This is a genomic window from Pantoea sp. DY-5, assembly GCF_019795955.1.
Lineage (GTDB): Bacteria > Pseudomonadota > Gammaproteobacteria > Enterobacterales > Enterobacteriaceae > Pantoea > Pantoea leporis.
The window spans coordinates 77,873-103,192 of the sequence record NZ_JAIMIE010000008.1 but is presented as its reverse complement, the minus strand read 5'-3'; the positions used below and the strand labels follow the sequence as shown (position 1 = coordinate 103,192).

The window sequence follows — 25,320 nt, the reverse complement described above, 5'->3', positions numbered from 1 at the left end:
ATCGCATACCGTTGCCAGGCGCTTTCAGCCTTTGTGGCACAAACACCAGTGTTTCTGTAATTCCATAATTAATAAGAGTAACGCGATGAAAGCACCTGCACTGCCTGCGGACGAGTCACATCGTCTGGCCCAGTTACGTGCGCTCAACATTCTGCACACGCCTGCCGAAGAGCGTTTCGACCGTTTAACCCGCCTTGCCCGTCGTTTGTTTGGCGTACCCGTCGCGCTGGTCAGCCTGCTGGAAGAGGACCATCAGTGGTTCAAATCCGTCGCGGGTTCAAGCGATACCACCGCACCGCGCAATACCTCTTTTTGTGGCCATGCCGTGCTGCAGGATGATGTGATGGTGGTGGAAAACGCGCTTGATGATGAACGCTTCTACGATAATCCGCTGGTTAAAAATGCTGAAAATCCGGTGCGTTTCTACGCCGGTTGCCCGCTGCGCACGCCGGCCGGTGCGAAAGTCGGTACGCTGTGCATTATCGATCACCATGCGCGCCAGTTCGATGCGGACGATATCCACACCTTGCGTGATTTAGCCGCAATGGCGGAAGCGGAGCTGGTGGCGTTCCAAACCGCAACGTCCGATGAACTGACGCAAATCACCAACCGCCGCGGCTTTATGACGCTCGGCCAGTTGGCGCTGAATGAGTGCCAGGTAAAACAGTTACCGGCCAGCCTGACTTTCCTCGATCTCGATCGCTTTAAAGCCATCAACGATACGCTCGGCCATCGCGAGGGCGACCGCGCACTGATGGACTTTGCCGACGCCATGAAGGTGAGTTTCCGCCACGCGGATATCTTTGCCCGTTTGGGCGGCGATGAGTTTGTTGTGCTCTTTAATGGCTTGCAGCAAGCCGATGCCGAAGGCGTGTTGGCGCGCTTTGATGGTTTCCTGCAACAGCAAACCCAGAATCTGGAGCGGCGTTACGCCCTGCATTTCTCATCGGGCATTGTTGAGTTCGATCCCGATCATCCGCAATCGCTGGAACAGCTACTGGAAGACAGCGACGAACGGATGTACGCCGCTAAGAACGGGAAAAAGAAGCTGAGTTGATGTTGGTCGCCATAAATGGCGACCCTACGGTTAATTGTCAGCCAAAGCGTCAATCAATGTCTGATTAAACTTCTGCGGTTCTTCCATCTGCGGCGCGTGTCCCATACCAGGGAATTCGATTAAGCGTGCGCCGGGAATCAGCTGCGTCACCTGCTTGCCCAGCACGTTGTAATGTCCGAGTTTTGCCTTCACTTCCGGTGACGCGATATCGCTGCCAATCGCCGTGGTATCTGCGGTGCCGATCATCAACGTGGTTGGCACACGCAGATCTTTAAACTCGTAATACACCGGCTGAGTAAAAATCATGTCGTAGATTAACGCCGAGTTCCACGCCACTTTCTTGTGGCCCGGCCCGTTGTTTAGCCCGGCCAGCATATCAACCCACTTGTCATACTCCGGCTTCCACTGGCCGCTGTAATATGTCTGCTGTTCATATTTCTTGATGCCCGCCGCATCCAGCTTCAGTTCACGCTGATACCACTGATCCAGCGAGCGCCACGGCGCGCCTTTGGCTTTCCAGTCTTCTAAGCCAATGGGATTGACCAGCACCAACTTCTGCGTTTGCTTGGGATACATCAGCGCATAGCGCGTCGCCAGCATGCCGCCGGTGGAATGCCCAACCATAATGGCGTTGTCGATACCCAGCTGCCGCAACAGTTGATGGGTGTTCTGTGCCAGTTGCTGGAAGCTGTATTGATAGTTAGCTGGTTTAGTTGAGCTGCAGAAGCCAATCTGATCTGGCGCGATGACGCGATACCCTTTCTGGCTCAGCGCTTTGATGGTGTCATCCCAGGTTGCGCCACAGAAGTTCTTGCCGTGCATCAACACCACGGTTTCACCGTTGGCCTGCTGCGTAGGTTTGACATCCATATAACCCATACTCAGCGCTTGCTGCTGCGAGGAGAGGTTAAAGTGCTGCAGCGGATAGGGATAGTTAAAGCCTTCGAGCTGTTCACCATACACATTGGCGGCGAGCGCCGGAGCAACAGCGCCTAACGCCACTGATGCCAGAATCACGGCAAGTGATTGTTTTGGCTTGAAAATAAAACACATGTAGCCATTCCTTAAGAGTGAAAACCTTCAGTGTGGCACGTTAATCCGCATTAAGTATTGATGAGGTGTGCCGCCAGAAAGCATGCCTTTTACTATTAAGCGCCGTGAAGCGATGAAAAATTTGAGTTAATAATAACGCCCGTTATTACGATAAATACTCAACACTACCACAACATGCAAACGTTTAAATTCACGAAAAACAAGACCGGTCTTGATGACAAATAACAAAACAACCAAACAATCAGAAAACTTTACATTAATTGCAGATTGGAAAGATTAATTAAATTACACTCTGCCATTGTTAATGGAGGACTACGATGACACAGCAAAAATATAATGAAGGGGTAATTGATTCGGTAACCGAATGGATTATGGCTAATCTGGATCAACGTTTAACTATTGATGATATTGCACTGAAGTCTGGCTATTCAAAATGGTATTTACAGAAACTCTTCGCCCGTTATCACAATGAGACGCTGGCACGCTACATCCGAAAAAAGAAACTGGCTCATTGCATTAATGACTTAAAAGACAGCAATGTGCCAATTATCAGCCTGGCAGTGAAATATCATTTTGAAAGCCAACAATCTTTCACGCGCTCATTTAAACATGTGCTGGGCTGCACGCCTCTTTATTGCCGTAAGCGCCAGCTGGATGAGAAAGCCAAACTTGCAATGCGTGAAAGTAGCGATCCCTGTGTGCTTTGCCGTCAGGCGGGATTTGACGCCACGGAACGCAATAAAGCAATTATCACGCCCGCGGTAGGTAACGATAAATATATGCCGCAAATTGGTTGTGCGATGCGTTGATAAATAATTGACTCTTTTTTGGCGCCATTTGACGCCAACAGACTTCTTCATTCCAATTCATGAACGCTTTAATTGAATAGAAACGGATGGCATACCATCCGTTTCTCAATTAGTAACTCGATTTATTCAGCGCATTTACGCTCTTTTTAAAATGCGCGAGCCGATTATCCAGCGCATCGGTATACAGCATGGTATCCACGCCGACGGCAACGAAATTAGCTCCCCAAGTGATGGCGCGTTCCGCCATCTCCAGATTAACCGCCAGAAAACCGGCCGCTTTTCCTGCGCTGCGAATACGTTTAATACTGTGCTCAATGACCTTTTGCACTTCAGGATGCGCCGCATTATCGGGATAACCTAATGAGGCGGACAAATCTGCCGGACCAATAAATACTCCGTCAACGCCCTCCACTTCCAGCAACGCATCGAGATTATCAATCGCCGTTTTGCTCTCGGCCTGAATCAGCAGGCATAACTCTTCATTGGCGCGCGCCATATAATTTTCCACGCGCCCCCAACGGGCCGCCCGCGCCACGCCTGCGCCAACGCCGCGCGTGCCCAAAGGCGGATAGCGCGTCGCCTTCACCAGCGCCTGCGCCTGTTCGGCGGTATCGATCATCGGCACCAGCAAGGTGCGCGCACCGATATCCAGCACCTGCTTAATCAGCGCCGTCTGGAATTCGATTGGACGAATCACCGGCTGGCTGCGGTACGGCGCAACCGCCTGCAACTGATGATAGAGATCCTGCACGGTATTCGGTGCGTGTTCGCCATCAATCAATAACCAGTCGTAGCCGCTGGTGGCAGCAATTTCGGCCAGATACGACGATGTGCTGCTCAGCCACAAACCAATCTGCGTTTCGCCTTTGGCTAATCCGGCTTTAAAGGGATTCTTTAACGGATCCTGCATAGCTTCTCCTTAATCAATGACTTGGCTGCTGAGAGTGTGGCAACTGACGCTCCACTTTCAGGCTGAGGATAATCAGTGAACCGATGGCGGCAATCAGCGCCAGCGCCAGCAATCCAGCGGCGCTGCTGTTAAATTGCATCTCGGCATTTACGCGAATCAGCGGTGCGAGGAAACCACCTACCGCGCCAAACAAATTGACGAAGCCGATACCTGCGGCCAGCGCGGTACCTGAAAGCAGCTGCGTCGGCATGGTCCAGAACACCGGCTGCACGGCAATAAAACCCACCGCCGCGACGCTGAGCGCGATGATGGCTAACAGCGGCGAAACCAATCCGGACAAACCAATCCCGACGGCAGCCGCCAGCAAGGTGAACGCCGCCACCCGGCGACGCTCGCCGCTGCGGTCGGAATAACGCGGAATCAGCCAGGTGCCAAACAGCGCGGCCACCCACGGAATCGCAGCTACCAGCGAAGCGAGGAAACCGACTTTGGTGCCCAACAACGCTGCGACCTGAGAAGGCAGGAAGAAAATCAGGCCATAAACCGCAATCTGGATGGTCATATAGATGATGGCGAGCTGCCAGACGCGACCATTGCGCAGCGCATCACGCAGATGTGAAGTCGGTTTTTGCTGCTCTTCGCTCTCCAGCTGACGTTGCAGCGCCTGCTTCTCCTCGGCGCTGAGAAAACGCGCTTGTGCCGGCGTGTCGTCGATATAGCTGAAGGTGAAAACACCGGCCGCCACCGCCAGCAACCCTTCAATGATAAACATCCAGAACCAGCCGGGATGGCCCAGCACGCCGTGCATTTCCAGCAGTGCACCAGAAAGCGGTGAACCCAGCGTCAACGCCAGCGGCGCGCCCATATAAAACAGCCCCATCACGCTGGCGCGCTGCTGTTGCGGGAACCACAGCGAGGTCAGATAAATCATGCCGGGGAAGAAACCCGCCTCAGCGGCGCCAAGCAAGGTTCGCACCAGCAGGAATTTGGCTTCGGTATCAGCAAATGCCATCGCCGCCGACAGAAATCCCCACAGCAGCGTGGTGCCACCAATCCAGCTGCGCGCGCCAAAGCGTCGCATCAGCAAATTGGCGGGTACGCCGAGCAGCGCGTACACCACAAAGAAGATTCCAGCACCTAACGCGTAAGCTTCGTTACTCAAGCCGGTATCGAGTTGATACGCCTCTTTGGCGAAACCAATGTTGGCGCGGTCGAGAAACGCCAGCACGTAGAGCATCAACATGAAAGGAATAAGACGCGCGCGGTTCTTTTTAACCGCGCTTAACACCAGATTATCCATGGTAAACCCTCACGCAGGGCTGCGACGCGTCGCCGCAGCCGCTGCGATTAGTGTTGATAAGGACGCTTCAGTCCATCGCGATTCAGTTCCACGCCGAAGCCCGGTTTATCCAGCACCGATTGGTGCATGCGACCGTTAACCGGCACCGGTTCGTTGATCAGCAGCGGATCAAACTGCGGGCGCAGCGTGCTGCAATCCGGGCTGGTCATCAGGAATTCACTGAATGGACTGTTGGTGAAGGTGATCACCGCGTGATGCGAGTAAACCGAGGAGCCGTGCGGCACCACCAGCTGGCCGCGAGATTTCGCCAGCGCCGCCACTTCGACCAGCGTGGTCAGGCCGCCGCACCAACCGACGTCGGGCTGCAAAATATCGATGCCGGTTTCAGCCAGCGTGCGGAACGATTGCAGCGTGCCGTGATGTTCGCCGCTGGTGATCAACATGCCTTGCGGCGCTTGCTGTTTCAGCTGTGCGTAACCTTCGAACTGTTGCGGCGGCAAACACTCCTCCAGCCACTTAACGTTATAAGGCGCGCAGGCGTGGGCCAGTTTGGTGGCGAAATTGACGTCCTGACTCATCCAGCAATCGAGCATCAGCCAGAAATCCGGGCCGCAGCTTTCGCGATAGTGAGCGATGCGCGCCACCTCTTTACGGATGCCTTCATCGCCATCGTGCGGTCCCCACTGCACCGCCATTTTGCCGCCGATAAAGCCCATCTGCTGCGCCAGATCCGGACGCGCGCCGGTGGCGTAAAACTGCAGTTCATCGCGCACCGCGCCGCCCAGCAGTTTGTACACCGGCAGATCAGTAACCTTGCCGAACAGATCCCACAGCGCCAAATCGACGCACGAAATGGTGTTCATCACCAGGCCGCCCGATCCGGCGTAATACATGGTGGCGTTCATCATCTGGTCGTGAATCAGTTTGATATCGCTAACGCAGCGCCCTTCGAGGAAACGATTCAGATGCTTTTCCACGATGAAGCAGCCCATTTCGCCGCCGGTGGTAATGGCGAAACCGGTTTGACCGTTATCGGCTTCGACTTCGACTATCAGCGTGCCTAACACGTTAATGCCGAAGGATTGACGCGACTGCTCATACTGTTTGTATTTGCTCATTGGCGTGGCGACGTGGTCGTCAATCCAGTGATTGGCACCTTGATCGTGATAATCGCCGCCAGCTGCCGCTTTATCAGCGGTAGCGCCACCGGCAAAGTAGGCGCGGACAGTTTTAATTTTAGGTAGGGACATGCTCTTCTCCTGGTTACGAGGCGTGTTTTTGCGCCGGGCTACGCCAGCCCAGCAGACGGGAAATATCGCGGGCGCAGGCAATCGCCTGGCCAGCAAGGTAATCGCGTTTGTCGTCGTCAATGTCGAGTCGGGTGCCCACCAGCGAAATGGCGGCAACTAGCTGCTGGCGGGCATTGAAAATCGGCGCGGCGACGCAGCGCACGTCGGGATAATCTTCACCGTTATCAAAGCTCCAGCCCTGACGACGAATGCGTGCCAGTTCGGTGCGCAGCGCGTCGGCGTTCCGCAGCGACGTTGGCGTCACCGCCACAAAGCGCATGTCGCTGATGATGCGTTCTTGCTCTTCGGGTTGCTGCCAGGCCAGCAGACACTTGCCAATGCCCGAGCGATAGAGCGACAGGCTTTTACCTTCATGCGAGCGCACGCTGATGGTGGCGGCAGATTCGAGTTTGAGGATGTAACAGGCGTGACCACCATCGAGGATGCCGAGGTGGCACAGCAGATTGGTCTGCTGCATTAAACGTGTCAGAGGTGGACGCGCGATATCGCGGATATCCATGCGCTGCAGTGCGTGACCGGCAAACTCCACCAACCGCGTCCACAGACAATAGTTGTTGTTGCGATCGATGGTGATCAGACGCTGTTTTTTCAGTTCAGCGAACAGCAGATAGGCACTGCTTTTGGGCAGCGCCAGCGTTTCAATGATCTCGGCGGCGCTGCACGGTCCGTGCTGGGCAATAAAGTCGAGAATCGCAATGGCGCGGGTCAGTGCGGGGACAGGCGTAATTTCCAACATGCTGGACTCCAGTCTGATGATCTGGAGCGCAGTGTTGTGGTTTTACTCCCTGATAAGTGTGCGCCGCTTCAAATTACGCGGCGCTGAGCGCGTTTGGCGGCAGCGCGTGTGCGGGAATGTGAATCGCGCCGCGCTGCGAGTACAGCCGACTGTACTCGCAGCGCAGGAGCAGGAAATCTAAGAGAAAATGTACTTGATCGCTGCAATGACCATCGTGGTGGTCATCACCATGAGCAAACGCTTAATCCAGCGCATGTCGGTTTTCAGCGTGGCAACATCCGCTTTGAGTTGTTTCACGTCAGCTTTTAGTTCCTCAATATCCTTAATCGCGCCAGTTAACCGAACATCCAGATCTTTAATCGCGCCAGTAAGCCGAACATCAAGCTCCCTAATTGCAGCACTAAGCCGGTCATCCTGCTCTTTAATCGCGCCGGTAAGTCGAACATCCAGTTCTTTAATGCTCCCTGTAATTCCTTCTCCGGCCTTCATTAAATCAGCACGAGATAACGCATTATCCTGCTGCATCTCGGCAAAGATCTCGACCATGGCTTCGGCCTGTTGATCGCTGACGCCGGCCAGCTGCAATGCTTTAAAGGCTTTGTGTGTGTTCATCATCGCGAGTGTCATCCGTGAAGCTCATGAGTTGATGTGAGGCGTATGCCAACATCATGCTCAGCGAGCGATTATTGCACCATGTGACTGTTTGTATTTTGCGCGGCGCTGCGAAAAATATCAATTAGTACAACAAGTAACGTGCATGCGGATGCGAGACATCTCGCAAAATTAGCGTCAGGATCTGCCGCGAAAAGTTTTGCGATATTGCAGCGGAGAAGTGTTGAGTTGCTTCTTAAAATGACGGCGCAGCATCAGCGGCGAGGAGAAGCCGGCTTTCTCAGCAATCAGTTCTACCGGTTGATCGGTCTTCTCGAGAAAACGCTGCGCCAGTGCCAGCCGCTGATTGACTAACCACTCGCTGAAACAGCCGCCGGTGGTTTGGGTGAAGCGTCGGGTAAAACTGCGGCGGCTCATCAAAGCTTTATCTGCCAGTTGCTCCAGCGTGAGCGCCTGCTGCAGATTTTCTATCGCCCAGCTCAGCGCCGACATAAAGCGATCGTTGCCCGCCGAATGATAAACCGGCTGTTCAATATATTGCGCCTGCCCGCCCTGCCGATGCGGCGGCACCACCAGCATACGCGCCACGCTATTCGCCACATCGACACCACACTGCTCGCGCACCAGATGCAGGCAGCAATCAATGCTCGCTGCCGTTCCTGCCGAGGTGACGATCTGCCCTTCGTCGATATACAGCACGTCGCGGTCAATCGCCACATCCGGATAGAGGCGTTCGAAATCCGCCATCCAGCGCCAGTGCGTGGTGGCGCGGCGCTGGCTTAATAATCCGGCGGCACCCAACACGAAGGCGCCAAGGCACAATCCTACCACCTGCGCGCCGCGCTGCGCCGCCTGCTGCAAGGCCTGCAGCAACTCTGCCGGCGGCTGCACGCCAGGATCGCTCCAGCTTGGCACCACCACCATATCGACATCGGCCAGTTGCTCTAAGCCGTGCTCGGCAAGAATGGAAAAGCCGCTGTTGGTTTTTAGCGGTCCGGGGTGCGTGGCGCAGATCAGCAGCTGATAGCACAACGCGCCGTCGTCCCGAGCGGCTTTTTCAAACACCGCGCAGGGCACAGAAAGGTGGAAGGGAATGATGTCATCGAACACCACGATACCCACTTTGATGGGCGCTGCCGTGCCTGGCATTTTTGGCGCAAATTGAACGTTATTTGTCATCCGTTGTACTCCTTCACTGACGGCGAAATCGCCATACTGCACCACATCGGAGGCCGCGCTGGCCTCTTCTATCCGCTAAATCATCAAAGGATTATTACTCATGAAAAACATTTTCGCTTCAGGAACCTTAGCGCTGGCCATGGCGATTTCTGGCAATGCATTCGCCGCCGAGACCAAGTCAGAAAAAGCACCAACCATCCGTACTATGAGCGGCGCCACCGCCACCACTGCACTTAACGCAAAGCAGACTGCGGTGATTGTCATCGATATCCAGAACGAATATTTCCCTGGCGGCAAGATGCCGATTCCCGATGGCATGCAGGCGCTGAACAACAGCAAACGTATTGTTGAGTTCGCGCATAAAAACAACATGCCAGTATTCTTTGTGCAACATCTGGGTGAAGCCAATGGCCCGCTGTTTGCCAAAGGCAGCCGTTTTGCCGAGTTCCACAAAGATTTGCAGCCTGCTAAAGGTGACCGCGTGATCAGCAAAGCCACGCCAAGTTCGTTTGTCGGCACAGACCTGCAGAAACAGCTGGATTCGCTGGGCATCAAACAGCTGATTGTCACCGGCCTGATGACCCACATGTGCGTGTCATCCACCGCACGTGACGCCGTGCCGCTGGGTTATTCGGTGATCATTCCGGAAGATGCCACCGCCACGCGTGATTTGGCGACCTGGGATAACAACGTGGTCGATCACAAGGTGTTGCAGCAAGCCGCGCTGGCGGGTGTAGCCGATGTGTTCGCGGAAATCAAAACCACCGATCAGGTACTTGCGCTGCCAGTGCAATAATCACTGAACCGGCTGGCCCGGTAGCAATTTCTCAGACATCAAACGGCGGCAGGAGAGACTTTCCTGCCGCGCTTGTTGCTGCTGTTGCGGTGACAAATCCTGCCAAACCGTTTGCAGATGCTCCGCCAGGCCTTGCTGGAAATGCACCTTCTGCAACGCGTAATCGGAATTACTGCCTTCAATAATCTGCTGCATATCTTGCGGAGCATTGCCTCGTCCATCGTGAGTGAGCGTACAGAACATGGCGATGTAATAACCTTTGTCCTCATCGCTGTAGTGCGGCATCAGCCACCAAACCGCGGCACTGATGACGATCAGCAACGGCACAAGGAATTTGAGTTTTAACATCAATGGGTTCATCCGCTGGAAAAAGGAAACGCGCGATAGTAGCAGCATTGGGCCGGTTGCACATATTTTGCCGGTCGCGTCCACAACGTTACCGGTTAACTGTGATCAACTTCTGAGCAATTCATTTTACCCGCCAAAACAAGACAGGTCTTAAACGGCACTACTAACGGGTCACTATAAGTTGCCGAACTTTTAGCGATTTAGACAAGAGACTATGAAACCGACTCAGTTGGTGCTGGCTATCGGAGCACTCTGTAGCCATCAAACCTTGCATGCTCAAGAGACTCGAGCCGCTTCTTCAGATCATTCTCCGTCAACAGCAAGCCTTATTCACCACCCTAACGGCAACGCGTTTACTCATCATCTACCCGAACATCTGCATGACGATTCGATAATTCATAACGCCAGACATACTGCCGCTGACAGCATAAAAATGGTCGGGAAATTTTTCGCCCGCAACAGTTGGTATGATGATTTTAATCCGGCGGCAAATCGTCCGCCTTTGCAAGGTAAGCTGGTGGGGAACAGACCGCATCTGTTTTGGTTTTACCGGCTGCAGAGTTCACTGATTGCTCCTCTTCCACCCGATCCCGAACTGATCGATCCCGAACTCGACGGCAATCCACCGCCGCCCGTTTTGCCGCGACCAAGACCACAAATCCCGGCGTATGCCGCCCTGCCTGCCGCGCTGTTTGGCATGGACGAAAATCTGCAAGCGGGTTTTATCGATGATGCGCAACTGGCTGGGAAAGAGGGTCGTCCTAATCTGTTCATTTCAGGCTTTCACCTTCAGGAGCGCTATCACAGCGAGGCGAATCACAATCAAAGTGAAAACCGCTACGACGGCTGGCTGGTCGGCCTACGTGGCTTGCTGACGGAAGATGAACAGCGGCAACTGGCGCTGAGTGTGGCAATTAACCAAGGCCGGTTTACGTTTGAACCCACTTCACCCAATGGCAGTTGCCAGGGTCAGTTCGATACACAAGGGATTCATGCTCTGCTGAGCTGGCAACAGCCGCGCGGCTTACAGCTGGCGCTGCCGCTGGGTATTAGCCAATATCGCGGCGATATAAACAGTGATGAGCAGGAGAATGTGGCGCAGGTAAAAGCCCGCAGCGCGAACCTGGGCATTGAGGTTGGCTGGCGCTGGCAGCACAGTGCGCATGCATTCACGCCTGTGTTGGCAGCAACTGCGCATTGGGCTCGCATCAAAGATATTCATGATAACGACAATCTACGTATTCGTTATTCCCAGCAAAGGCAGCTGCAATCGTCCGGTGGTTTGAAATATGAATTCAGTCCAACAGATAACCTGAAATTAGGCGCTGAAACCCGCTATGTGCAGTACAGCGGCCATGCGGGCCATGTTGCGGTGAATAAAGATAATCTGCGCACCGGACGCGGTGGCGAACATCTGCAATTAAGCGGCTACGTTGCATGGCAACTGACAGACAATGTTCAGCTTAATAGTCAGATTAAACGGCAACATCGCCTTGGTCAGGAAGGGGCCAGCAACTGGCAAACTCAGCTGGGCGTACAGATTGCCTTTTAGAGCGCCTGCGCGCACGCCCATGCCGAGCTCCACGCCCACTGGAAGTTATAGCCGCCCAACCAGCCGGTAACGTCCACCACTTCGCCGATAAAGAAAAGTCCCGGCACATCGCGCGCTTCCATGGTTTTCGACGACAGCTGGGTGGTATCGACGCCGCCCAGCGTCACTTCGGCGGTGCGATAACCTTCGGTGCCGTTCGGCTGCACGCGCCATTGATGCAGCGTGCTGACCAGTTCGCCCTGCTGCTTGCTGTTCAGCTGCTTTAGCGTGACGTCGGGAATCTGCTTCAGCTCCTGCAGCACTTCCACCAACCGTTTTGGCAGAATTTTCGCCAGGCTGTTTTTCAGGCTGAGATTGGGATGCGCTTCGCGCTGCACATGAATGAAATCATCCAGCGAGGTGGCGGGTGATAAATCAATGGTGACGAATTCGCCTGGCTGCCAATAACTGGAGATTTGCAGTACGGCGGGACCCGATAAGCCGCGATGGGTAAACAGCATCGCTTCTTTAAATAAGGTGCCATCCTGCGCGGTGATGGTAGTAGGCAGCGCCACGCCCGACAGCGTGTTGAGCTGTTCCAGCAGCGGTTTATGCAGGGTGAACGGCACCAATGCCGCACGCGTCGGGAACACTTTCAGGCCGAACTGCTCCGCCACTTTGTAGCCAAACGGCGTGGCGCCGAGGCCTGGCATCGAGAGCCCGCCGCTGGCGATCACCAGTTTTTCTGCCTGCACCGATGTGCCGTTCAGCTGCAAGGTATAACCGTTATCGTCGCGCTCAACGCTCAGCACTTCACTGCGCAGGCGCAGCGTCACCTGCCCGGCATCACACTCTTTCAACAGCAGATCGACAATCTGCTGTGCGGAGTCATCGCAGAATAATTGCCCGAGCGTTTTCTCGTGATACGCAATGCCGTGGCGATTGACCAGATCGATGAAATCCCACTGGTTGTAGCGCGCCAGCGCCGATTTACAGAAATGCGGGTTGTGCGACAGGTACGCCGCCGGTTCGGTGTGCATGTTGGTGAAGTTGCAGCGACCGCCGCCCGACATCAAAATCTTGCGACCGGCTTTTTTGCCGTTATCCAGCAGCAGCACGCGGCGACCCAATTGTCCCGCCTGCGCCGCACAGAACATGCCGGCTGCGCCTGCACCAATAATGATAACGTCAAACTTTTCCACTGCTTTTATCCGCCTTGCCAGAAAGGCGCTGATTGTAGGGATTTGCGGCTTTTAGCGCCAGCTTCAAAAAAATGCCGTAAATGTGTCATAATGTAACTTACTAATTTTAAGCTGTTTTCAGCTAAATCTATACGCTGCATTACAATTTTAAGACAATAAAGAGCTATATTTTTCTTTCATATCGCGCACGTTGTCGCAGATAATGCGCCGCGTTCATGTCCTCCCAAAATGGCGTAACGTTTATGCTACATCTGTTTGCTGGTCTCGACCTCAGTACCAGCCTGTTACTGATTCTTGCTTTGCTGTTTGTATTGTTTTACGAAGCAATCAACGGTTTTCACGACACTGCTAACGCGGTCGCGACTGTCATTTATACCCGTGCGATGCGGGCGCAACTGGCGGTTGTCATGGCGGGTGTTTTCAACTTCTTAGGTGTTTTGCTTGGTGGATTGAGCGTGGCGTATGCCATCGTTCACATGCTTCCGACCGATTTACTGTTGAATGTCGGTTCGGCCCACGGACTCGCCATGGTCTTCTCCATGCTGCTGGCCGCGATTATCTGGAACCTTGGCACCTGGTATTTGGGTTTGCCGGCGTCCAGTTCTCACACATTGATTGGCGCCATCATCGGTATTGGTCTCACCAACGCCCTGATGACCGGCACCTCGGTGGTTGACGCGCTCAACCTGCCGAAAGTCATCAATATCTTCATGTCCCTGATTCTTTCGCCGATTGTAGGTCTGGTGATTGCAGGCGGTCTGATCTTTATCCTGCGTCGCTACTGGAGCGGAACCACCAAGCGTTCACGCATCCACATGACGCCTGCTGACCGTGAAAAGATTGATGGCAAGAAAAAGCCCCCGTTCTGGACGCGCATTGCCCTGATCGTTTCCGCGATTGGCGTGAGCTACTCACACGGCGCTAACGATGGTCAGAAAGGCATTGGCCTGATTATGCTGGTGCTGATCGGCGTTGCGCCGGCTGGTTTTGTGGTGAACCTGAATGCGTCGGGTTATGACATCACCCGCACGCGCGATGCCGTAAACCATCTGGAGCAGTATTATCAGCAGCACAACGAATCACTGACGCACATGGTGCAGATGGCGCCGCCTGTGGTGCCAACGCCAGATGAATCGCTTGGCGGTCCGCAGGAGTTCCATTGCGACAGCAGCCGTGCGCTGCAGGCTATCGATCGTGCGCAGCTGCTGCTGAACAATCTGCAGAGCTACGATCAGCTGACGGTTGATCAACGCAGCCAGATGCGTCGCCTGCTGCTGTGCGTTTCCGATACCGTAGATAAAGTGGCCAAGCTGCCGGAAACCAGCGCGGACGATAAGCGCTTCCTCAACAAGCTGAAAAGCGATTTGCTGGGCACCGTTGAGTACGCACCGATCTGGATTATTGTGGCTGTGGCGCTGGCGCTCGGCATCGGCACCATGATTGGCTGGCGTCGTGTTGCCACCACCATTGGTGAGAAAATCGGTAAGAAAGGCATGACGTATGCGCAAGGGATGTCGGCGCAGGTGACGGCCGCAGTATCGATTGGCGTGGCCAGTTACACCGGTATGCCCGTTTCTACCACGCACATTCTGTCGTCGTCGGTGGCCGGTACTATGCTGGTCGATGGCGGTGGATTGCAGAGTCGCACCATCAAAAATATCGCTATGGCGTGGGTATTCACCTTGCCGGTGTGTATTTTACTGTCGGGTTCGCTCTATTGGATTGCACTGAAACTGATCTGATGGATACCCTAAATAATTCGAATTACAGCAAGGCAGCAAGAGAGTGAATCCTCAGGAGCTTACTCAAGTAAGTGACTGAGGTGAAATCGCGCAGCTAACGCGGCTGTGATTCGAAGTATGACGGGTATGAGGGCGACAGCGATGTCGCCCTTTTTTATTGCCAGATCGCCATCGCAATCAAACTCACCACCACCAAAAAACAGAGCCCGCTGGTCAGCACAAACTGTCCGCGCACGCGCTCACAGCGGCGAATGAACTCGTCGTCATGATGATCGTGATAGCGCTTCTCCCAGATATAGCGCACCAGCCGCACCTGCTTACTCGGCTGCCCGTGCGACGTGAAGAAACCCGCACCATCCACGTATTGATATAACAGCGGATCGCAACCGCGCAAAACGGCTAAAAGTGAGCGCAAAGAAGAGAAATAGCGCGCCATATTCACCAGACAAACCACACACAGAGCCCAAAAAAGCGCGATAGTGCTGATCATGTTCCCCTCCCGGCTGGAGCCGCAACGACGTCGAACGCAGCGGGGAATTGCTGTAGACGCCGCACGGGAAATAAACCAGCCATTGAATGATGTCGATTGCATTGTTGTTATGCGAACCTGAGTGCGCAACGCATATGGCAGTGGCACTTATTTTCAGTGTAGGAGATCTGTTGAATTTTTTTCCAGCGATGATTTTCGTTCAGGGCGAGTGAAAAAGCCGATAACGCTTGATCTTCCTCACAAGCGAACTTGCGCTTGCAGCATTTGTTAACAACTCTGGCTATACTCAGGACATAACAAAAACCGCCTGCAAGGCTGAAATAGTTGGTTGGTGGCGCTTCATCGCCGTCTCGCGCAAAGGAATCGCCTACCGTGAAAGCAGGAAGATTGCCCCGAATCTTGAGAAAGGAGTTTTATCATGGCTTATAAACACATCCTGATTGCAGTAGACCTTTCCCCGGAAAGCCAGTTGCTGGTTGATAAAGCCGTTTCGCTGGCCCGTCCTTACGACGCAAAAATCTCGTTGATCCACGTTGATGTGAACTATTCAGACCTCTACACCGGGCTGATTGACGTCAATCTGGGCGACATGCAGAAGCGTATTTCCGAAGAGACGCACACCGCGCTGAAAGAGCTGTCGATTAATGCCGGTTATCCGATCAGTGAAACCCTGAGCGGCAGCGGCGATCTTGGCCAGGTGCTGGTGGATGCGATTAAGAAATATGATGTGGATTTGGTGGTGTGTGGTCACCATCAGGACTTCTGGAGCAAGCTGATGTCATCGGCGCGCCAGTTGATTAACACCGTGCATATCGACATGTTGATTGTGCCGCTGCGCGACGAGGACGAAGAATAAAAATCAGGCCGGGTTACCGGCCTGATTTTTGTAGCGGCGCAATGTATTGCGCATTGTTTGCGTTATTACCCCTGCGGCGGATAAATATCAAAACGATGGCTTTTGGTCACCACCGCATCCTGCGTCACCACGCCCGCTAACGGCGGCGCGTAATCCGGACGCTTCACCACAATGCGCTTCTTCGCCAGACGGCGCGCCGGTTCCAGCAACGCATCAGCATCATCATCCGCACCGACCAGCGACTGAAACACCCGCATCTCTTTCTTCACCATCGCGCTTTTCTGGCGATGCGGATACATCGGATCGAGATAGACCACATCCGGCGCAGGCGTGATATCGCTCAGCGCTTGCTGGCTAGCAGCGTGCAGCAACGTCAGCCGATCGCGCAGCCAGCCGCCAATCTCCGCATCCTGATAACCGCGACGCAAGCCATCGTCCAGCAAGGCCGCCACCACCGGATGGCGCTCCAGCATGCGCACGCGACAGCCCAGCGCCGCCAGCACAAACGCATCGCGCCCTAAACCGGCCGTTGCATCAACCACGTCTGGCAGATAACCGCTTTTGATGCCGACCGCTTTTGCCACCGCTTCGCCGCGACCGCCGCCAAATTTACGCCGATGCGCCATCGCGCCCGAAACGAAATCCACGAAGATGCCGCCAAGTTTCGGCTCATCCAACTTACGCAGCTCAAGATGCTCAGCGGTTAACACCAGCGCCATCGTCGCCTGTTCGTCCTGCTGCAAACCCCAGCGCTCGGCTAAATGTAATAAGGCGCCGTCTCCGGCGCCTGTTTCATCGATTAAACCAATTTTCACAAGCCGGCTTATCCCTGAATTCCGTAATGTTCCAGCATCGCATCGAGCTGCGGCTCACGGCCACGGAAGCGTTTGAACAGCTCCATTGGCTCTTCGGAACCGCCACGCGTCAGGATGTTGTCGAGGAACGACTGACCGGTCTGACGGTTGAAAATGCCCTCTTCTTCGAAGCGCGAATAGGCATCGGCAGCCAACACGTCGGCCCACAGATAGCTATAGTAGCCGGCCGCATATCCGCCAGCAAAAACGTGGCTGAAGGCGTGCGGGAAACGGCCCCATTCAGGGCTTGGCACCACGGCAACCTGCTTCTTCACTTCACGCAGGGTTTCCAGGATGCGCGCACCTTGCGCGGGATCGAACTCGGTATGCAGACGGAAATCGAACAGGCCGAACTCCAGCTGACGCAGGATAAACAGCGCCGCCTGATAATTTTTCGCCGCCAGCATTTTATCCAGCAGTTCCTTTGGCAGCGGTTCGCCAGTTTCGTAGTGGCCGGAGATAAACGCCAGCGCTTCCGGCTCCCAGCACCAGTTTTCCATAAACTGGCTCGGCAGCTCGACGGCATCCCACGGCACACCGCTGATGCCAGACACGCCCGGCGTTTCGATGCGCGTCAGCATATGATGCAGACCGTGACCGAATTCATGGAACAGCGTGATCACTTCATCGTGCGTGAACAGCGCCGGTTTACCCTGCAGTGGACGGTTAAAGTTACAGGTGAGATAGGCCACCGGCTTCTGCAGGCTGCCGTCGGCTTTACGCATCTGGCCGACGCAATCGTCCATCCACGCTCCGCCACGCTTGTGTTCACGTGCGTAGAGATCGAGATAGAAGCTGCCGCGCAGTTCGCCGCTTTCGTCGAACAGATCGAAGAAGCGCACGTCTGGATGGTAAACATCCACGTCTTTACGCTCTTTAGCCGTGATGCCGTAAATGCGTTTAACCACTTCGAACAAACCACTCACCGCGCGCGCTTCCGGGAAGTACGGACGCAGCTGCTCGTCGCTGATGGTGTAGAGATGCTGTTTCTGTTTCTCGCCGTAATACGTCAGATCCCACGGATTCATTTCGTCGACGCCGTGCTCTTTCTTCGCGAAGGCACGCAGCTGAGCCAGCTCTTTTTCACCCTGCGGACGGGCGCGTTTCGCCAGATCGGTCAGGAAGTCGATGACCTGCGCGGGATTTTCCGCCATTTTGGTCGCCAGCGATTTGTCGGCGTAAGAGTCAAAGCCCAGCAGCTGAGCCAGTTCATGACGCAGCGCCAGCTCTTCCGCCATCACCGGACCGTTATCCCATTTACCGGCATTTGGGCCCTGCTCGGAGGCACGCGTTGAATACGCGCGATACAACTCTTCACGCAGCGCGGCGTTGTCGCAGTAAGTCATCACCGGCAGATAGCTTGGGATATCCAGCGTCAGCAGCCAGCCTTGTTGCTCTTTGGCTTCGGCCTGCGCTTTGGCGGCGGCCAGCGCGCTTTCCGGCATACCTGCCAGCTCCGCTTCATCGGTCACCAGCTTGCTCCAGCCCATGGTGGCGTCGAGCACGTTGTTGCTGTAGGTCGAACCCAGTTCAGAAAGACGCGCCGCGATTTCGCCGTAGCGCTTCTGCTTCTCTTTATCCAGACCGATACCGGACAGCTCGAAATCACGCAGGCTGTTATCCACCGCTTTCTTCTGCGCGGTATCCAGCGCCGCGTAGCTATCACCCTCTTTCAGGTTGCGATAGGCCTGATACAAACCTTCATTCTGGCCAACCCAGGTGCTGTATTCGGACAGCAGCGGCAGCGTTTGCTCGTAAGCTTCGCGCAGTTCCGGGCTGTTTTTCACCGAATTCAGATGGCTGACCGGCGAGAACAGGCGACCTAAGCGATCGTCGACTTCAGCCAGCGGCTGCACCAGATTTTCCCAGGTGTAAGGCGCGCCTTGCGCCACAACGCGCTCCACCGCTGCGCGACAGTCGTTCAGCGCTTCGGTAACCGCAGGAACCACATGTTCAGGTTTGATAGCAGAAAACGGGGGCAGCGAAAAAGGCGTGAGTAACGGATTGGTCATAAGCGCAGTCCTTTCATGATGAAGTAGTGGCGCGAATGCTCGCGCGACGCATTTTACTAACATGCGGCTTGATGACAGGAAAATCAATGCCACTGAGCCTGGACTTATGAAGAAAAGCCCGCCAGAAGGCGGGCTGGAGGTTATTTAATCGCGAGTTGATAATGAATCACATCGTAGGGCGCCACCCACGGCGGCAGCGGTTCGCGTTCGATGATATCTTTTGCCAGTGCCCAGCCTTCTACTGCGCCGCCGGCTCCCGTTAACGACATCCCTTCATACAACAAGGGAGGCAGATTGTTATCAAACGGCACCTGGTCATCAGCAAAATCGTTAATCACTTTGCCGCCTAAGGTACTGACTTTCACGCTGACTTCCACTTGCTGGTCAGGAATGAGCTTGGCTTTGACTGTTTTCACTGCAAACCAACGCACACCATTTTGCGTCACTAGCGCTTTTCGCTTTTCTAAATGTTTGTTGAGCTGGTCATAACCCTTCTCAATCAGCGATCCCATCTTTTTATTAATCGTCTTCTGCATCGCAGCATGTCGCCGTGACATCTCTTCATTGTTCATTACCGACGTGCCGGTTTGTAACTGCGTGCTGAATCCCGCGATCAGCTGATCAAGGCTGATGGTGAGACCCGTGTCTTTTACCATCTGTAATTGAACGACAGCATTGCTGGCGATCGATTGCCCCAGCATATAGCCATCGCGCTCAGCATCGGTTTTGGGATCTGCGGCTGCTACCACTGCCGCCGGCTGCTTTTTCGCGGCCTCCAGTTCAGCGGTGAGTTTGGCTATGTTTTGCTCCTGCATCACTTTTACTTCATTTAGTGACGCGAGCTTTTTCTCACTCTCAGATTGCTGTTTTTGCTGTGCCAGCGACATTTTAGCACTTTCGGCCAGCTGGCTTTTTAACGCATCCTGATCGCGCTTAGCAGCAGCCTGCGCCTCGGTAAGTTGCTTACGGAGCGCGGTTGCATCTGTTGTTTGCTGTTGTGCGGCTTTGAGCTCTTGGATCAACCGGGTGATATTTTGTGATTGCTGCTGTTTTTCTTCATCCAGCGCCGCCCGTTTTTTATCGCTGCTCGACTGCTGCTCTTTCAGAGATTTTTCTTGCTGTTCATTCTTTAGTTGCAGTGCGGCTTTTTGTTTTTCCAGCTCGCTTATTTGCGCACGTAGCTGATTAAGCTGATCCGGCGCTACCGGTTTAGGCTGAGGTTTTGGCTTTTTAACTGGAACAGGAGGCAACGTGCGTGCTGCGTCGCCAAACGCGTGCAACATATCATCTTCAGCGGCCGCGCAGGCCAGAGCAGGGAAGAAAAATGCGATGATAATAAGGACAAACGGCAGATGACGCTGTGTCATCACGATCTCCTGTAACAGCCTTAGGAACATAAAAGGCTTCATCTCTAATAACAAAATAGAGATGAAGCCCATTCTCAGCACGAAATTTCGCGCTGCTACTTAGCGAGTGTGGTTAAAAACGCGTGGTTTAACCGGCCTGACGAATAATCAGCTGCGACAGACGTGTCTTAATGCGGAAGCACAATTCACGAATCTGGAATTGATAACGCGGCATCACTAAATCATTAATATCCGCGCCAATTGAATCTTTAATTTGCAGATATTTATTGGTCTGCGCGCCGATTTTCTGGAATTCGGCTTGATAGCTGGCATAGGAAGCCTGGCTATACAGGCGCATCGCGTCCAGCTCTTTACGGCACTGCTGAATGTTGCTGGAACGGTCTTCACTGAATGAGGCGGTAGCTGGCTGCGCCGGGGCTGAAGCCACAAATGGCGTATTTTCCTGCTCTGGCGCGTATTGCGCCGCTGGCTGCTCTTCCGCGGTCGGCGGCGTCACCAAACTATGAGTAGGTTGTTGTTTCGCGCAGCCAGTCAGTACCAAGAGGCTTGCCACCGCGATACCAGTCATTTTTTTCATTATTGTCACCAGGAGTTGTTAGAGATGCTTTAAGCAAAAAATTATACGGTCTTCACCGGAAAGTTTCCTGCCAGAAACACCTGGCATTTCGCTCATGACCGCTTCGTTATCGGAAACTAACTTACTTAATCCGTAATGAAATTTCGAGTATCACGTAATTCCGTAGCAAAATTACCGACAAGAAGTCTGATCGCAACCAGCTATAGCGGCGCATTGGCGCAAAACTTAAGCGCCTGCCAAAACGTCAGCAATTTTTATGCAGCGCGGCTATAATCGCGCCACACACGATGTTTTCACTCCCTTTGATCCAACCGCGGACCCCCTTTTTTTATGCTGAGTTATCGCCACAGTTTTCATGCCGGCAACCATGCCGACGTGCTGAAACACACCGTTGAAAGCCTGATCCTCACCGCCCTGATGGAGAAGGAAAAACCTTTCCTCTATCTGGATACCCACGCCGGTGCCGGACGTTACCTGCTGAGCGGAGAGCACGCCGAGCGTACCGGTGAATATCTGGAAGGCATTGGCCGCATCTGGCAGCAGCCGGATGTGCCGGAGTTGCTCAAGCCGTATCTCTCGGCGGTGCGTAATCTCAATCCGCACGGCACCTTAAAGTACTATCCTGGTTCGCCGTTGATTGCCCGCTTCCTGCTGCGTGAAGAGGACAAAATGGAGCTGACCGAGCTGCACTCCAGCGATTACCCGCTGCTGCGCACCGAGTTCAGCAAAGATTCCCGTGCGCGCGTGGCGCGTGGTGATGGCTACCAGCAGCTGAAAGCCAAGCTGCCGCCGCTGAGCCGTCGCGGCCTGATTCTGATCGATCCGCCATATGAGTTGAAAAGCGATTATCAGGATGTGGTGAAAGGCATTCAGGAAGGTCACAAGCGTTTCGCCACCGGCGTGTTTGCGCTGTGGTATCCGGTGGTGATGCGTCAGCAGATCAAACACATGGTTAAAGATCTGCAGGCCACCAATATCCGCAACATTCTGCAGATTGAACTGGCGGTGCGTCCGGACAGCGATCAGCGCGGCATGACGGCTTCCGGCATGATCGTGATTAACCCGCCGTGGAAGCTGAAAGCGCAGATGGAAGAGCTGCTGCCGTGGCTGCATCAGAAGCTGGTGCCAGCCGGAACCGGTCACTTCAGCGTCACGCAGATCGTGCCAGAGTAAGTTCGCCTTACCGCGTCGCCAGCCTATTAGGACTATTATCATGTGGATCATTCTGGCTGGCGCGCTTGCTGTGCTGTCGCCCGCCAAACGTTTTTCGGTACTGCTGCTCACGCTTGCCACTCTTTTAGGGCTGTTCCAGGATGTGCTGGATTGGCCGGCGATGGTTCTTCTCGGCGCGATTGCCGTCATCGCCTGGATTCGCGTGGAAAATAACGCGCGCTGGATTCAGTGGGTGAGTGAAGCCGCGCTGGTTGCCATTGCCATCGGCCTGTTTGTACACTTTTTCCCGGGCTTCAAAAATCCGCGCCAGGTGGAAGATGTGCAGGCCGGGCCGCTCAGCCTGCCCTTTAGTTTCTCGTACAACTTCGATAAAGCGCTGATTCCGTTTGTGCTGCTCATCTGCTTGCCGCAGCTGTTCCGCACCCAATCTGCGCCGCCGCGACTTAAAATTTTGTGGCTGGCGCTGCTGGCGGCGATTCCGCTGCTGCTGTATGTCGCGGTGCAGTTGGGTGGCCTGGCCGTTGAACCCCACTGGCCGGAATGGTTGGGCAGTTTTATGCTGGCGAACCTGTTCTTCGTGTCACTTTCAGAAGAAGCGTTCTTTCGTGGCTATCTGCAACAGCGTCTGCGCCAGCACATTGGTGCCGTGGCGGCCCTGTTGCTGACGTCGCTGCTGTTTGGTCTGGCGCATTTCCCTGGCGGACCGCTGCTGATGATCTTCGCCACGCTCGCCGGATTGATTTACGGCCTGGCGTGGCAGTGGAGCGGACGCCTGTGGGTCGCCACCGGCATCCATTTCCTGTTCAACATCACGCATCTGCTGTTCTTCACCTATCCGGCGCTACAGCACTAAACCTCGAACACCGCGAAATCATGTGCCAGCTCGGTCGCCGCAAACACCGACTGGCACTCCGCCAACAGTTTTTCCCGATCCTTAGACAAATAGCGCGAGCTGAAATGCGTGGCGATCATGCGCTTCGCCCCCGACTGTTTCGCCACTTCCGCAGCCTGAATGGTGGTTGAGTGGCCGCGTCCATTGGCTTTCTCCTGCAGCGCCGCCTCCAGCGTGGTTTCATGCACCATCACATCAGCATTTGCGGCCAGCTGGAGCGCCACGTCGGTGGGCGCGGTATCGCCAAATATCGCCAGCACTTTGCCTTTGGTTGCCGGGCCAAGATAATCCGCGCCGTTGATCTCGCGACCATCTTCCAGCTGGATACGCTTCCCCGCTTTCAAATCCTGATACCACGGCCCGCGCGGTACACCTTCGGCTTTCAGGCGCGGCGCATCAAGGAAGCCTGGTTTATCGTGCTGCTCGATGCGATAGCCATAACACTCAATCACATGATTCATCGGCCAGGCCGTCACGCGCACTTCGCCGTCATCCAGCACCAAACCGGCTTCGATCTCGATAATCTCCAGCGGATAAGATGTGTACGAGCCACTCAAACTGAGCGCCGTCTCGATAAACTGGCGAATACCTTTCGGCCCGTAAATGGTCATCGGTTCGGGGATGCCGGCCATGGAGCGGCTGGTGAGCAAACCCGGCAGCCCAAAGATGTGGTCGCCGTGCAGATGGGTGATAAAGATTTTCTCCAGCTTGCCCGGCTTTAGCGCAGAGCGCATGTATTGATGCTGCGTCGCCTCGCCGCAGTCAAACAGCCAGGTGTCGCCACGTTTCGATAGCGTCAGCGCTATCGCCGTGACGTTACGTTGCAGGCTGGGCGCACCGCCGCCGGTGCCGAGGAATGTCAGTTGCATGCTATGCTTCCCTGTAATCGGACATAAAAATCAATGCTATTACAATCATAGGTGCAATCTTTGCGTCAATAATCATCCTGGCGTTAAACTCTATGCCAATTTTCTTCCAACAGACGGACATAACGGATGACCAGACATTTTGACTACCTCGCCATCGGCGGCGGCAGCGGCGGTATCGCCTCGATTAACCGTGCTGCGATGCATGGCCAGAAGTGCGCGCTGATTGAAGCCAAAGAGCTGGGCGGCACCTGTGTCAACGTCGGCTGCGTACCGAAAAAGGTTATGTGGCATGCGGCGCAAATCGCTGAAGCTATTCATCTTTATGGGCCAGATTATGGCTTTGATACCACGGTAAACCGGTTTGACTGGTCAATTCTGGTGAAAAACCGCAGCGCCTACATCGACCGCATTCACAGCTCGTACGACAACGTGCTGGGTAAAAACAAGGTTGAGGTGATCAAAGGTTTCGCGCGCTTTATCGATGCCAACACCGTGGAAGTGAACGGTGAAACACTCACAGCCGATCATATTCTGATCGCCACCGGCGGGCGTCCAAGCCATCCAAAGGTGCCGGGCGCGGAATACGGTATCGATTCTGACGGTTTCTTCGAACTCGATGCGCTGCCAAAACGCGTGGCGGTCGTGGGCGCGGGTTACATCGCGGTGGAGCTGGCGGGCGTGGTCAATGCGCTGGGTGCGGAAACCCATCTCTTCGTGCGTAAGCATGCGCCTCTGCGCAGCTTCGATCCGCTGATCGTCGATACGCTGGTAGAAGTGATGCAGGCCGAAGGCCCAACGCTGCACACCGAATCGATTCCAAAAGCCGTGATTAAAAACGCCGACGGCAGCCTGACGCTGCAGCTGGAAAGTGGCCACGAGCAAACCGTGGATTGCCTGGTGTGGGCGATTGGCCGTGAGCCGGCAACCGACAACCTCAACCTGGCAGCAACTGGCGTGGCGCTGAACGACAAAGGTTACATCAACGTCGATAAGTTCCAGAACACCAGCGTGAAAGGCATCTACGCGGTAGGTGACAACACCGGCGCGGTGGAACTGACGCCGGTGGCCGTGGCGGCAGGTCGTCGTCTTTCCGAGCGCCTGTTCAACAACAAACCGGACGAGCATCTGGATTACAGCAACGTGCCGACCGTGGTGTTCAGCCATCCGCCGATTGGCACCGTGGGCCTGACCGAACCGCAGGCGCGCGAACAGTACGGCGACGATCAGGTGAAAGTGTATAAATCTTCTTTCACCGCGATGTATACCGCCGTTACCCAGCATCGCCAGCCGTGCCGTATGAAGCTGGTGTGCGTTGGCCCGGAAGAGAAGATTGTCGGCATTCACGGTATCGGCAACGGTATGGATGAGATGCTGCAAGGCTTCGCGGTGGCGCTGAAAATGGGCGCAACCAAGCAAGACTTCGATAACACCGTAGCGATTCACCCAACGGCGGCGGAAGAGTTTGTGACGATGCGTTAATATTTCCCGCCGGAATTGAAAAACCAGCCGTTTAATATGGCTGGTTTTTTTATGGCTGCAATTTATATACCTTTTTCTTCACTACTCAATAATCCACGCACAGGATAAGATTTATTTCTTTGCTGCAGGGTGAGCATTAATGCGCACCGCAAACTTCATGGCATTG

General features: G+C 54.6%; 24 protein-coding genes. 9 read left to right on the top strand and 15 right to left on the bottom strand.

Annotation, left to right across the window (positions count from 1 at the left end):
* Positions 1-85: 85 nt before the first annotated feature.
* Entirely contained in the window at positions 86-1,057 is a 972-nt protein-coding gene (locus tag K5Y30_RS21610) for a diguanylate cyclase (RefSeq protein WP_222213333.1), read from the top strand.
* 30 nt (positions 1,058-1,087) lie between these two features.
* Here K5Y30_RS21610 and K5Y30_RS21605 read toward each other — a convergent pair whose 3' ends face one another.
* Complete coding sequence (locus tag K5Y30_RS21605) at positions 1,088-2,110, bottom strand: alpha/beta fold hydrolase (RefSeq protein ID WP_222213331.1); 1,023 nt, start codon at positions 2,108-2,110, stop codon at positions 1,088-1,090.
* Positions 2,111-2,427: 317 nt separating this feature from the next.
* On the opposite strand from K5Y30_RS21605, the gene K5Y30_RS21600 reads away from it, so the two are divergent.
* A complete protein-coding gene (locus K5Y30_RS21600) occupies positions 2,428-2,919 on the top strand; it encodes a helix-turn-helix domain-containing protein (protein WP_222213329.1) in 492 nt (163 codons plus the stop codon).
* A 109-nt stretch (positions 2,920-3,028) separates the two neighbouring features.
* Here the strand turns inward: K5Y30_RS21600 and yfaU are convergent, their stop codons facing one another.
* From yfaU to K5Y30_RS21570, 6 genes are all read right to left on the bottom strand, one after another.
* Positions 3,029-3,829, bottom strand: coding sequence for a 2-keto-3-deoxy-L-rhamnonate aldolase (gene yfaU, locus K5Y30_RS21595; protein WP_222213327.1), 801 nt, complete (start codon positions 3,827-3,829; stop codon positions 3,029-3,031).
* 13 nt (positions 3,830-3,842) lie between these two features.
* A complete protein-coding gene (locus K5Y30_RS21590; RefSeq protein ID WP_222213325.1) occupies positions 3,843-5,129 on the bottom strand; it encodes an MFS transporter in 1,287 nt (428 codons plus the stop codon).
* A 47-nt stretch (positions 5,130-5,176) separates the two neighbouring features.
* The gene (gene rhmD, locus K5Y30_RS21585; protein WP_222213323.1) at positions 5,177-6,379 is read right to left on the bottom strand and encodes an L-rhamnonate dehydratase; all 1,203 of its coding nucleotides are present in this window, start codon (positions 6,377-6,379) and stop codon (positions 5,177-5,179) included.
* Between the two features lie 13 nt (positions 6,380-6,392).
* A complete protein-coding gene (locus K5Y30_RS21580) occupies positions 6,393-7,175 on the bottom strand; it encodes an IclR family transcriptional regulator (protein ID WP_222186000.1) in 783 nt (260 codons plus the stop codon).
* 177 nt (positions 7,176-7,352) lie between these two features.
* Complete coding sequence (locus tag K5Y30_RS21575) at positions 7,353-7,802, bottom strand: DUF1640 domain-containing protein (protein WP_222213321.1); 450 nt, start codon at positions 7,800-7,802, stop codon at positions 7,353-7,355.
* Positions 7,803-7,964: 162 nt separating this feature from the next.
* The gene (locus tag K5Y30_RS21570) at positions 7,965-8,966 is read right to left on the bottom strand and encodes a GlxA family transcriptional regulator (RefSeq protein WP_222213319.1); all 1,002 of its coding nucleotides are present in this window, start codon (positions 8,964-8,966) and stop codon (positions 7,965-7,967) included.
* A 100-nt stretch (positions 8,967-9,066) separates the two neighbouring features.
* Here K5Y30_RS21570 and K5Y30_RS21565 point away from each other — a divergent pair, with 100 nt between their 5' ends.
* A complete protein-coding gene (locus K5Y30_RS21565) occupies positions 9,067-9,762 on the top strand; it encodes a cysteine hydrolase family protein (protein ID WP_222213317.1) in 696 nt (231 codons plus the stop codon).
* Here the strand turns inward: K5Y30_RS21565 and K5Y30_RS21560 are convergent, their stop codons facing one another.
* Positions 9,763-10,110, bottom strand: coding sequence for a hypothetical protein (locus K5Y30_RS21560; protein WP_176972607.1), 348 nt, complete (start codon positions 10,108-10,110; stop codon positions 9,763-9,765). It lies immediately after the preceding gene.
* A 517-nt stretch (positions 10,111-10,627) separates the two neighbouring features.
* On the opposite strand from K5Y30_RS21560, the gene K5Y30_RS21555 reads away from it, so the two are divergent.
* Positions 10,628-11,662, top strand: coding sequence for an autotransporter outer membrane beta-barrel domain-containing protein (locus K5Y30_RS21555; protein WP_222185996.1), 1,035 nt, complete (start codon positions 10,628-10,630; stop codon positions 11,660-11,662).
* Here the strand turns inward: K5Y30_RS21555 and K5Y30_RS21550 are convergent.
* Complete coding sequence (locus tag K5Y30_RS21550) at positions 11,659-12,843, bottom strand: NAD(P)/FAD-dependent oxidoreductase (protein WP_137386694.1); 1,185 nt, start codon at positions 12,841-12,843, stop codon at positions 11,659-11,661. The two genes, K5Y30_RS21555 and K5Y30_RS21550, sit on opposite strands and share 4 nt — an antisense overlap.
* Before the next feature lie 242 nt (positions 12,844-13,085).
* On the opposite strand from K5Y30_RS21550, the gene pitA reads away from it, so the two are divergent.
* Positions 13,086-14,585, top strand: a complete 1,500-nt coding sequence (pitA, locus tag K5Y30_RS21545) for an inorganic phosphate transporter PitA (protein ID WP_137386695.1) — start codon at positions 13,086-13,088, stop codon at positions 14,583-14,585.
* 154 nt (positions 14,586-14,739) lie between these two features.
* Here pitA and uspB read toward each other — a convergent pair whose 3' ends face one another.
* A complete protein-coding gene (gene uspB / locus K5Y30_RS21540; RefSeq protein WP_008108136.1) occupies positions 14,740-15,075 on the bottom strand; it encodes a universal stress protein UspB in 336 nt (111 codons plus the stop codon).
* Positions 15,076-15,493: 418 nt separating this feature from the next.
* Between uspB and uspA the strand changes: the two genes are divergently transcribed.
* Positions 15,494-15,931, top strand: a complete 438-nt coding sequence (uspA, locus tag K5Y30_RS21535) for a universal stress protein UspA (protein ID WP_007889892.1) — start codon at positions 15,494-15,496, stop codon at positions 15,929-15,931.
* Positions 15,932-15,996: 65 nt separating this feature from the next.
* On the opposite strand, the gene rsmJ is transcribed toward uspA, so the two are convergent.
* The 4 genes from rsmJ to K5Y30_RS24890 form a co-directional block, all read right to left on the bottom strand.
* Positions 15,997-16,746 carry a 16S rRNA (guanine(1516)-N(2))-methyltransferase RsmJ gene (gene rsmJ / locus K5Y30_RS21530; protein WP_101762724.1) on the bottom strand — a complete coding sequence of 250 codons (750 nt, stop codon included), beginning with the start codon at positions 16,744-16,746 and terminating at the stop codon, positions 15,997-15,999.
* 8 nt (positions 16,747-16,754) lie between these two features.
* Positions 16,755-18,797 (bottom strand): oligopeptidase A, encoded by a 2,043-nt coding sequence (prlC, locus tag K5Y30_RS21525; protein WP_061719776.1) that lies wholly within the window; start codon positions 18,795-18,797, stop codon positions 16,755-16,757.
* A 140-nt stretch (positions 18,798-18,937) separates the two neighbouring features.
* On the bottom strand, positions 18,938-20,245 hold the full coding sequence (locus K5Y30_RS21520; protein ID WP_222213315.1) for a hypothetical protein: 1,308 nt from the start codon (positions 20,243-20,245) through the stop codon (positions 18,938-18,940).
* Between the two features lie 46 nt (positions 20,246-20,291).
* Positions 20,292-20,741, bottom strand: coding sequence for a hypothetical protein (locus tag K5Y30_RS24890; RefSeq protein WP_255606751.1), 450 nt, complete (start codon positions 20,739-20,741; stop codon positions 20,292-20,294).
* Positions 20,742-21,071: 330 nt separating this feature from the next.
* Between K5Y30_RS24890 and K5Y30_RS21510 the strand changes: the two genes are divergently transcribed.
* Both K5Y30_RS21510 and K5Y30_RS21505 read left to right on the top strand, forming a co-directional pair.
* Complete coding sequence (locus K5Y30_RS21510; RefSeq protein ID WP_101762727.1) at positions 21,072-21,914, top strand: 23S rRNA (adenine(2030)-N(6))-methyltransferase RlmJ; 843 nt, start codon at positions 21,072-21,074, stop codon at positions 21,912-21,914.
* Positions 21,915-21,954: 40 nt separating this feature from the next.
* On the top strand, positions 21,955-22,767 hold the full coding sequence (locus K5Y30_RS21505; protein ID WP_222213313.1) for a CPBP family intramembrane glutamic endopeptidase: 813 nt from the start codon (positions 21,955-21,957) through the stop codon (positions 22,765-22,767).
* Here K5Y30_RS21505 and rnz read toward each other — a convergent pair.
* Positions 22,764-23,675 carry a ribonuclease Z gene (gene rnz, locus K5Y30_RS21500; protein ID WP_110867666.1) on the bottom strand — a complete coding sequence of 304 codons (912 nt, stop codon included), beginning with the start codon at positions 23,673-23,675 and terminating at the stop codon, positions 22,764-22,766. The genes K5Y30_RS21505 and rnz overlap by 4 nt on opposite strands.
* A 126-nt stretch (positions 23,676-23,801) precedes the next feature.
* Here rnz and gorA point away from each other — a divergent pair, with 126 nt between their 5' ends.
* The gene (gene gorA / locus K5Y30_RS21495; RefSeq protein ID WP_222213312.1) at positions 23,802-25,154 is read left to right on the top strand and encodes a glutathione-disulfide reductase; all 1,353 of its coding nucleotides are present in this window, start codon (positions 23,802-23,804) and stop codon (positions 25,152-25,154) included.
* Positions 25,155-25,320: the final 166 nt, after the last annotated feature.

Excerpts from the sequence above, each read along its gene's own strand:
- K5Y30_RS21610 (WP_222213333.1), top strand. The coding sequence starts at position 86 with ATGAAAGCACCTGCACTGCCTGCGGACGAGTCACATCGTCTGGCCCAG.
- K5Y30_RS21605 (WP_222213331.1), bottom strand. The coding sequence starts at position 2,110 with ATGTGTTTTATTTTCAAGCCAAAACAATCACTTGCCGTGATTCTGGCA.
- K5Y30_RS21600 (WP_222213329.1), top strand. The coding sequence starts at position 2,428 with ATGACACAGCAAAAATATAATGAAGGGGTAATTGATTCGGTAACCGAA.
- yfaU (WP_222213327.1), bottom strand. The coding sequence starts at position 3,829 with ATGCAGGATCCGTTAAAGAATCCCTTTAAAGCCGGATTAGCCAAAGGC.
- K5Y30_RS21590 (WP_222213325.1), bottom strand. The coding sequence starts at position 5,129 with ATGGATAATCTGGTGTTAAGCGCGGTTAAAAAGAACCGCGCGCGTCTT.
- rhmD (WP_222213323.1), bottom strand. The coding sequence starts at position 6,379 with ATGTCCCTACCTAAAATTAAAACTGTCCGCGCCTACTTTGCCGGTGGC.
- K5Y30_RS21580 (WP_222186000.1), bottom strand. The coding sequence starts at position 7,175 with ATGTTGGAAATTACGCCTGTCCCCGCACTGACCCGCGCCATTGCGATT.
- K5Y30_RS21575 (WP_222213321.1), bottom strand. The coding sequence starts at position 7,802 with ATGACACTCGCGATGATGAACACACACAAAGCCTTTAAAGCATTGCAG.
- K5Y30_RS21570 (WP_222213319.1), bottom strand. The coding sequence starts at position 8,966 with ATGACAAATAACGTTCAATTTGCGCCAAAAATGCCAGGCACGGCAGCG.
- K5Y30_RS21565 (WP_222213317.1), top strand. The coding sequence starts at position 9,067 with ATGAAAAACATTTTCGCTTCAGGAACCTTAGCGCTGGCCATGGCGATT.
- K5Y30_RS21560 (WP_176972607.1), bottom strand. The coding sequence starts at position 10,110 with ATGTTAAAACTCAAATTCCTTGTGCCGTTGCTGATCGTCATCAGTGCC.
- pitA (WP_137386695.1), top strand. The coding sequence starts at position 13,086 with ATGCTACATCTGTTTGCTGGTCTCGACCTCAGTACCAGCCTGTTACTG.
- uspB (WP_008108136.1), bottom strand. The coding sequence starts at position 15,075 with ATGATCAGCACTATCGCGCTTTTTTGGGCTCTGTGTGTGGTTTGTCTG.
- uspA (WP_007889892.1), top strand. The coding sequence starts at position 15,494 with ATGGCTTATAAACACATCCTGATTGCAGTAGACCTTTCCCCGGAAAGC.
- prlC (WP_061719776.1), bottom strand. The coding sequence starts at position 18,797 with ATGACCAATCCGTTACTCACGCCTTTTTCGCTGCCCCCGTTTTCTGCT.
- K5Y30_RS24890 (WP_255606751.1), bottom strand. The coding sequence starts at position 20,741 with ATGAAAAAAATGACTGGTATCGCGGTGGCAAGCCTCTTGGTACTGACT.
- K5Y30_RS21510 (WP_101762727.1), top strand. The coding sequence starts at position 21,072 with ATGCTGAGTTATCGCCACAGTTTTCATGCCGGCAACCATGCCGACGTG.
- K5Y30_RS21505 (WP_222213313.1), top strand. The coding sequence starts at position 21,955 with ATGTGGATCATTCTGGCTGGCGCGCTTGCTGTGCTGTCGCCCGCCAAA.
- rnz (WP_110867666.1), bottom strand. The coding sequence starts at position 23,675 with ATGCAACTGACATTCCTCGGCACCGGCGGCGGTGCGCCCAGCCTGCAA.
- gorA (WP_222213312.1), top strand. The coding sequence starts at position 23,802 with ATGACCAGACATTTTGACTACCTCGCCATCGGCGGCGGCAGCGGCGGT.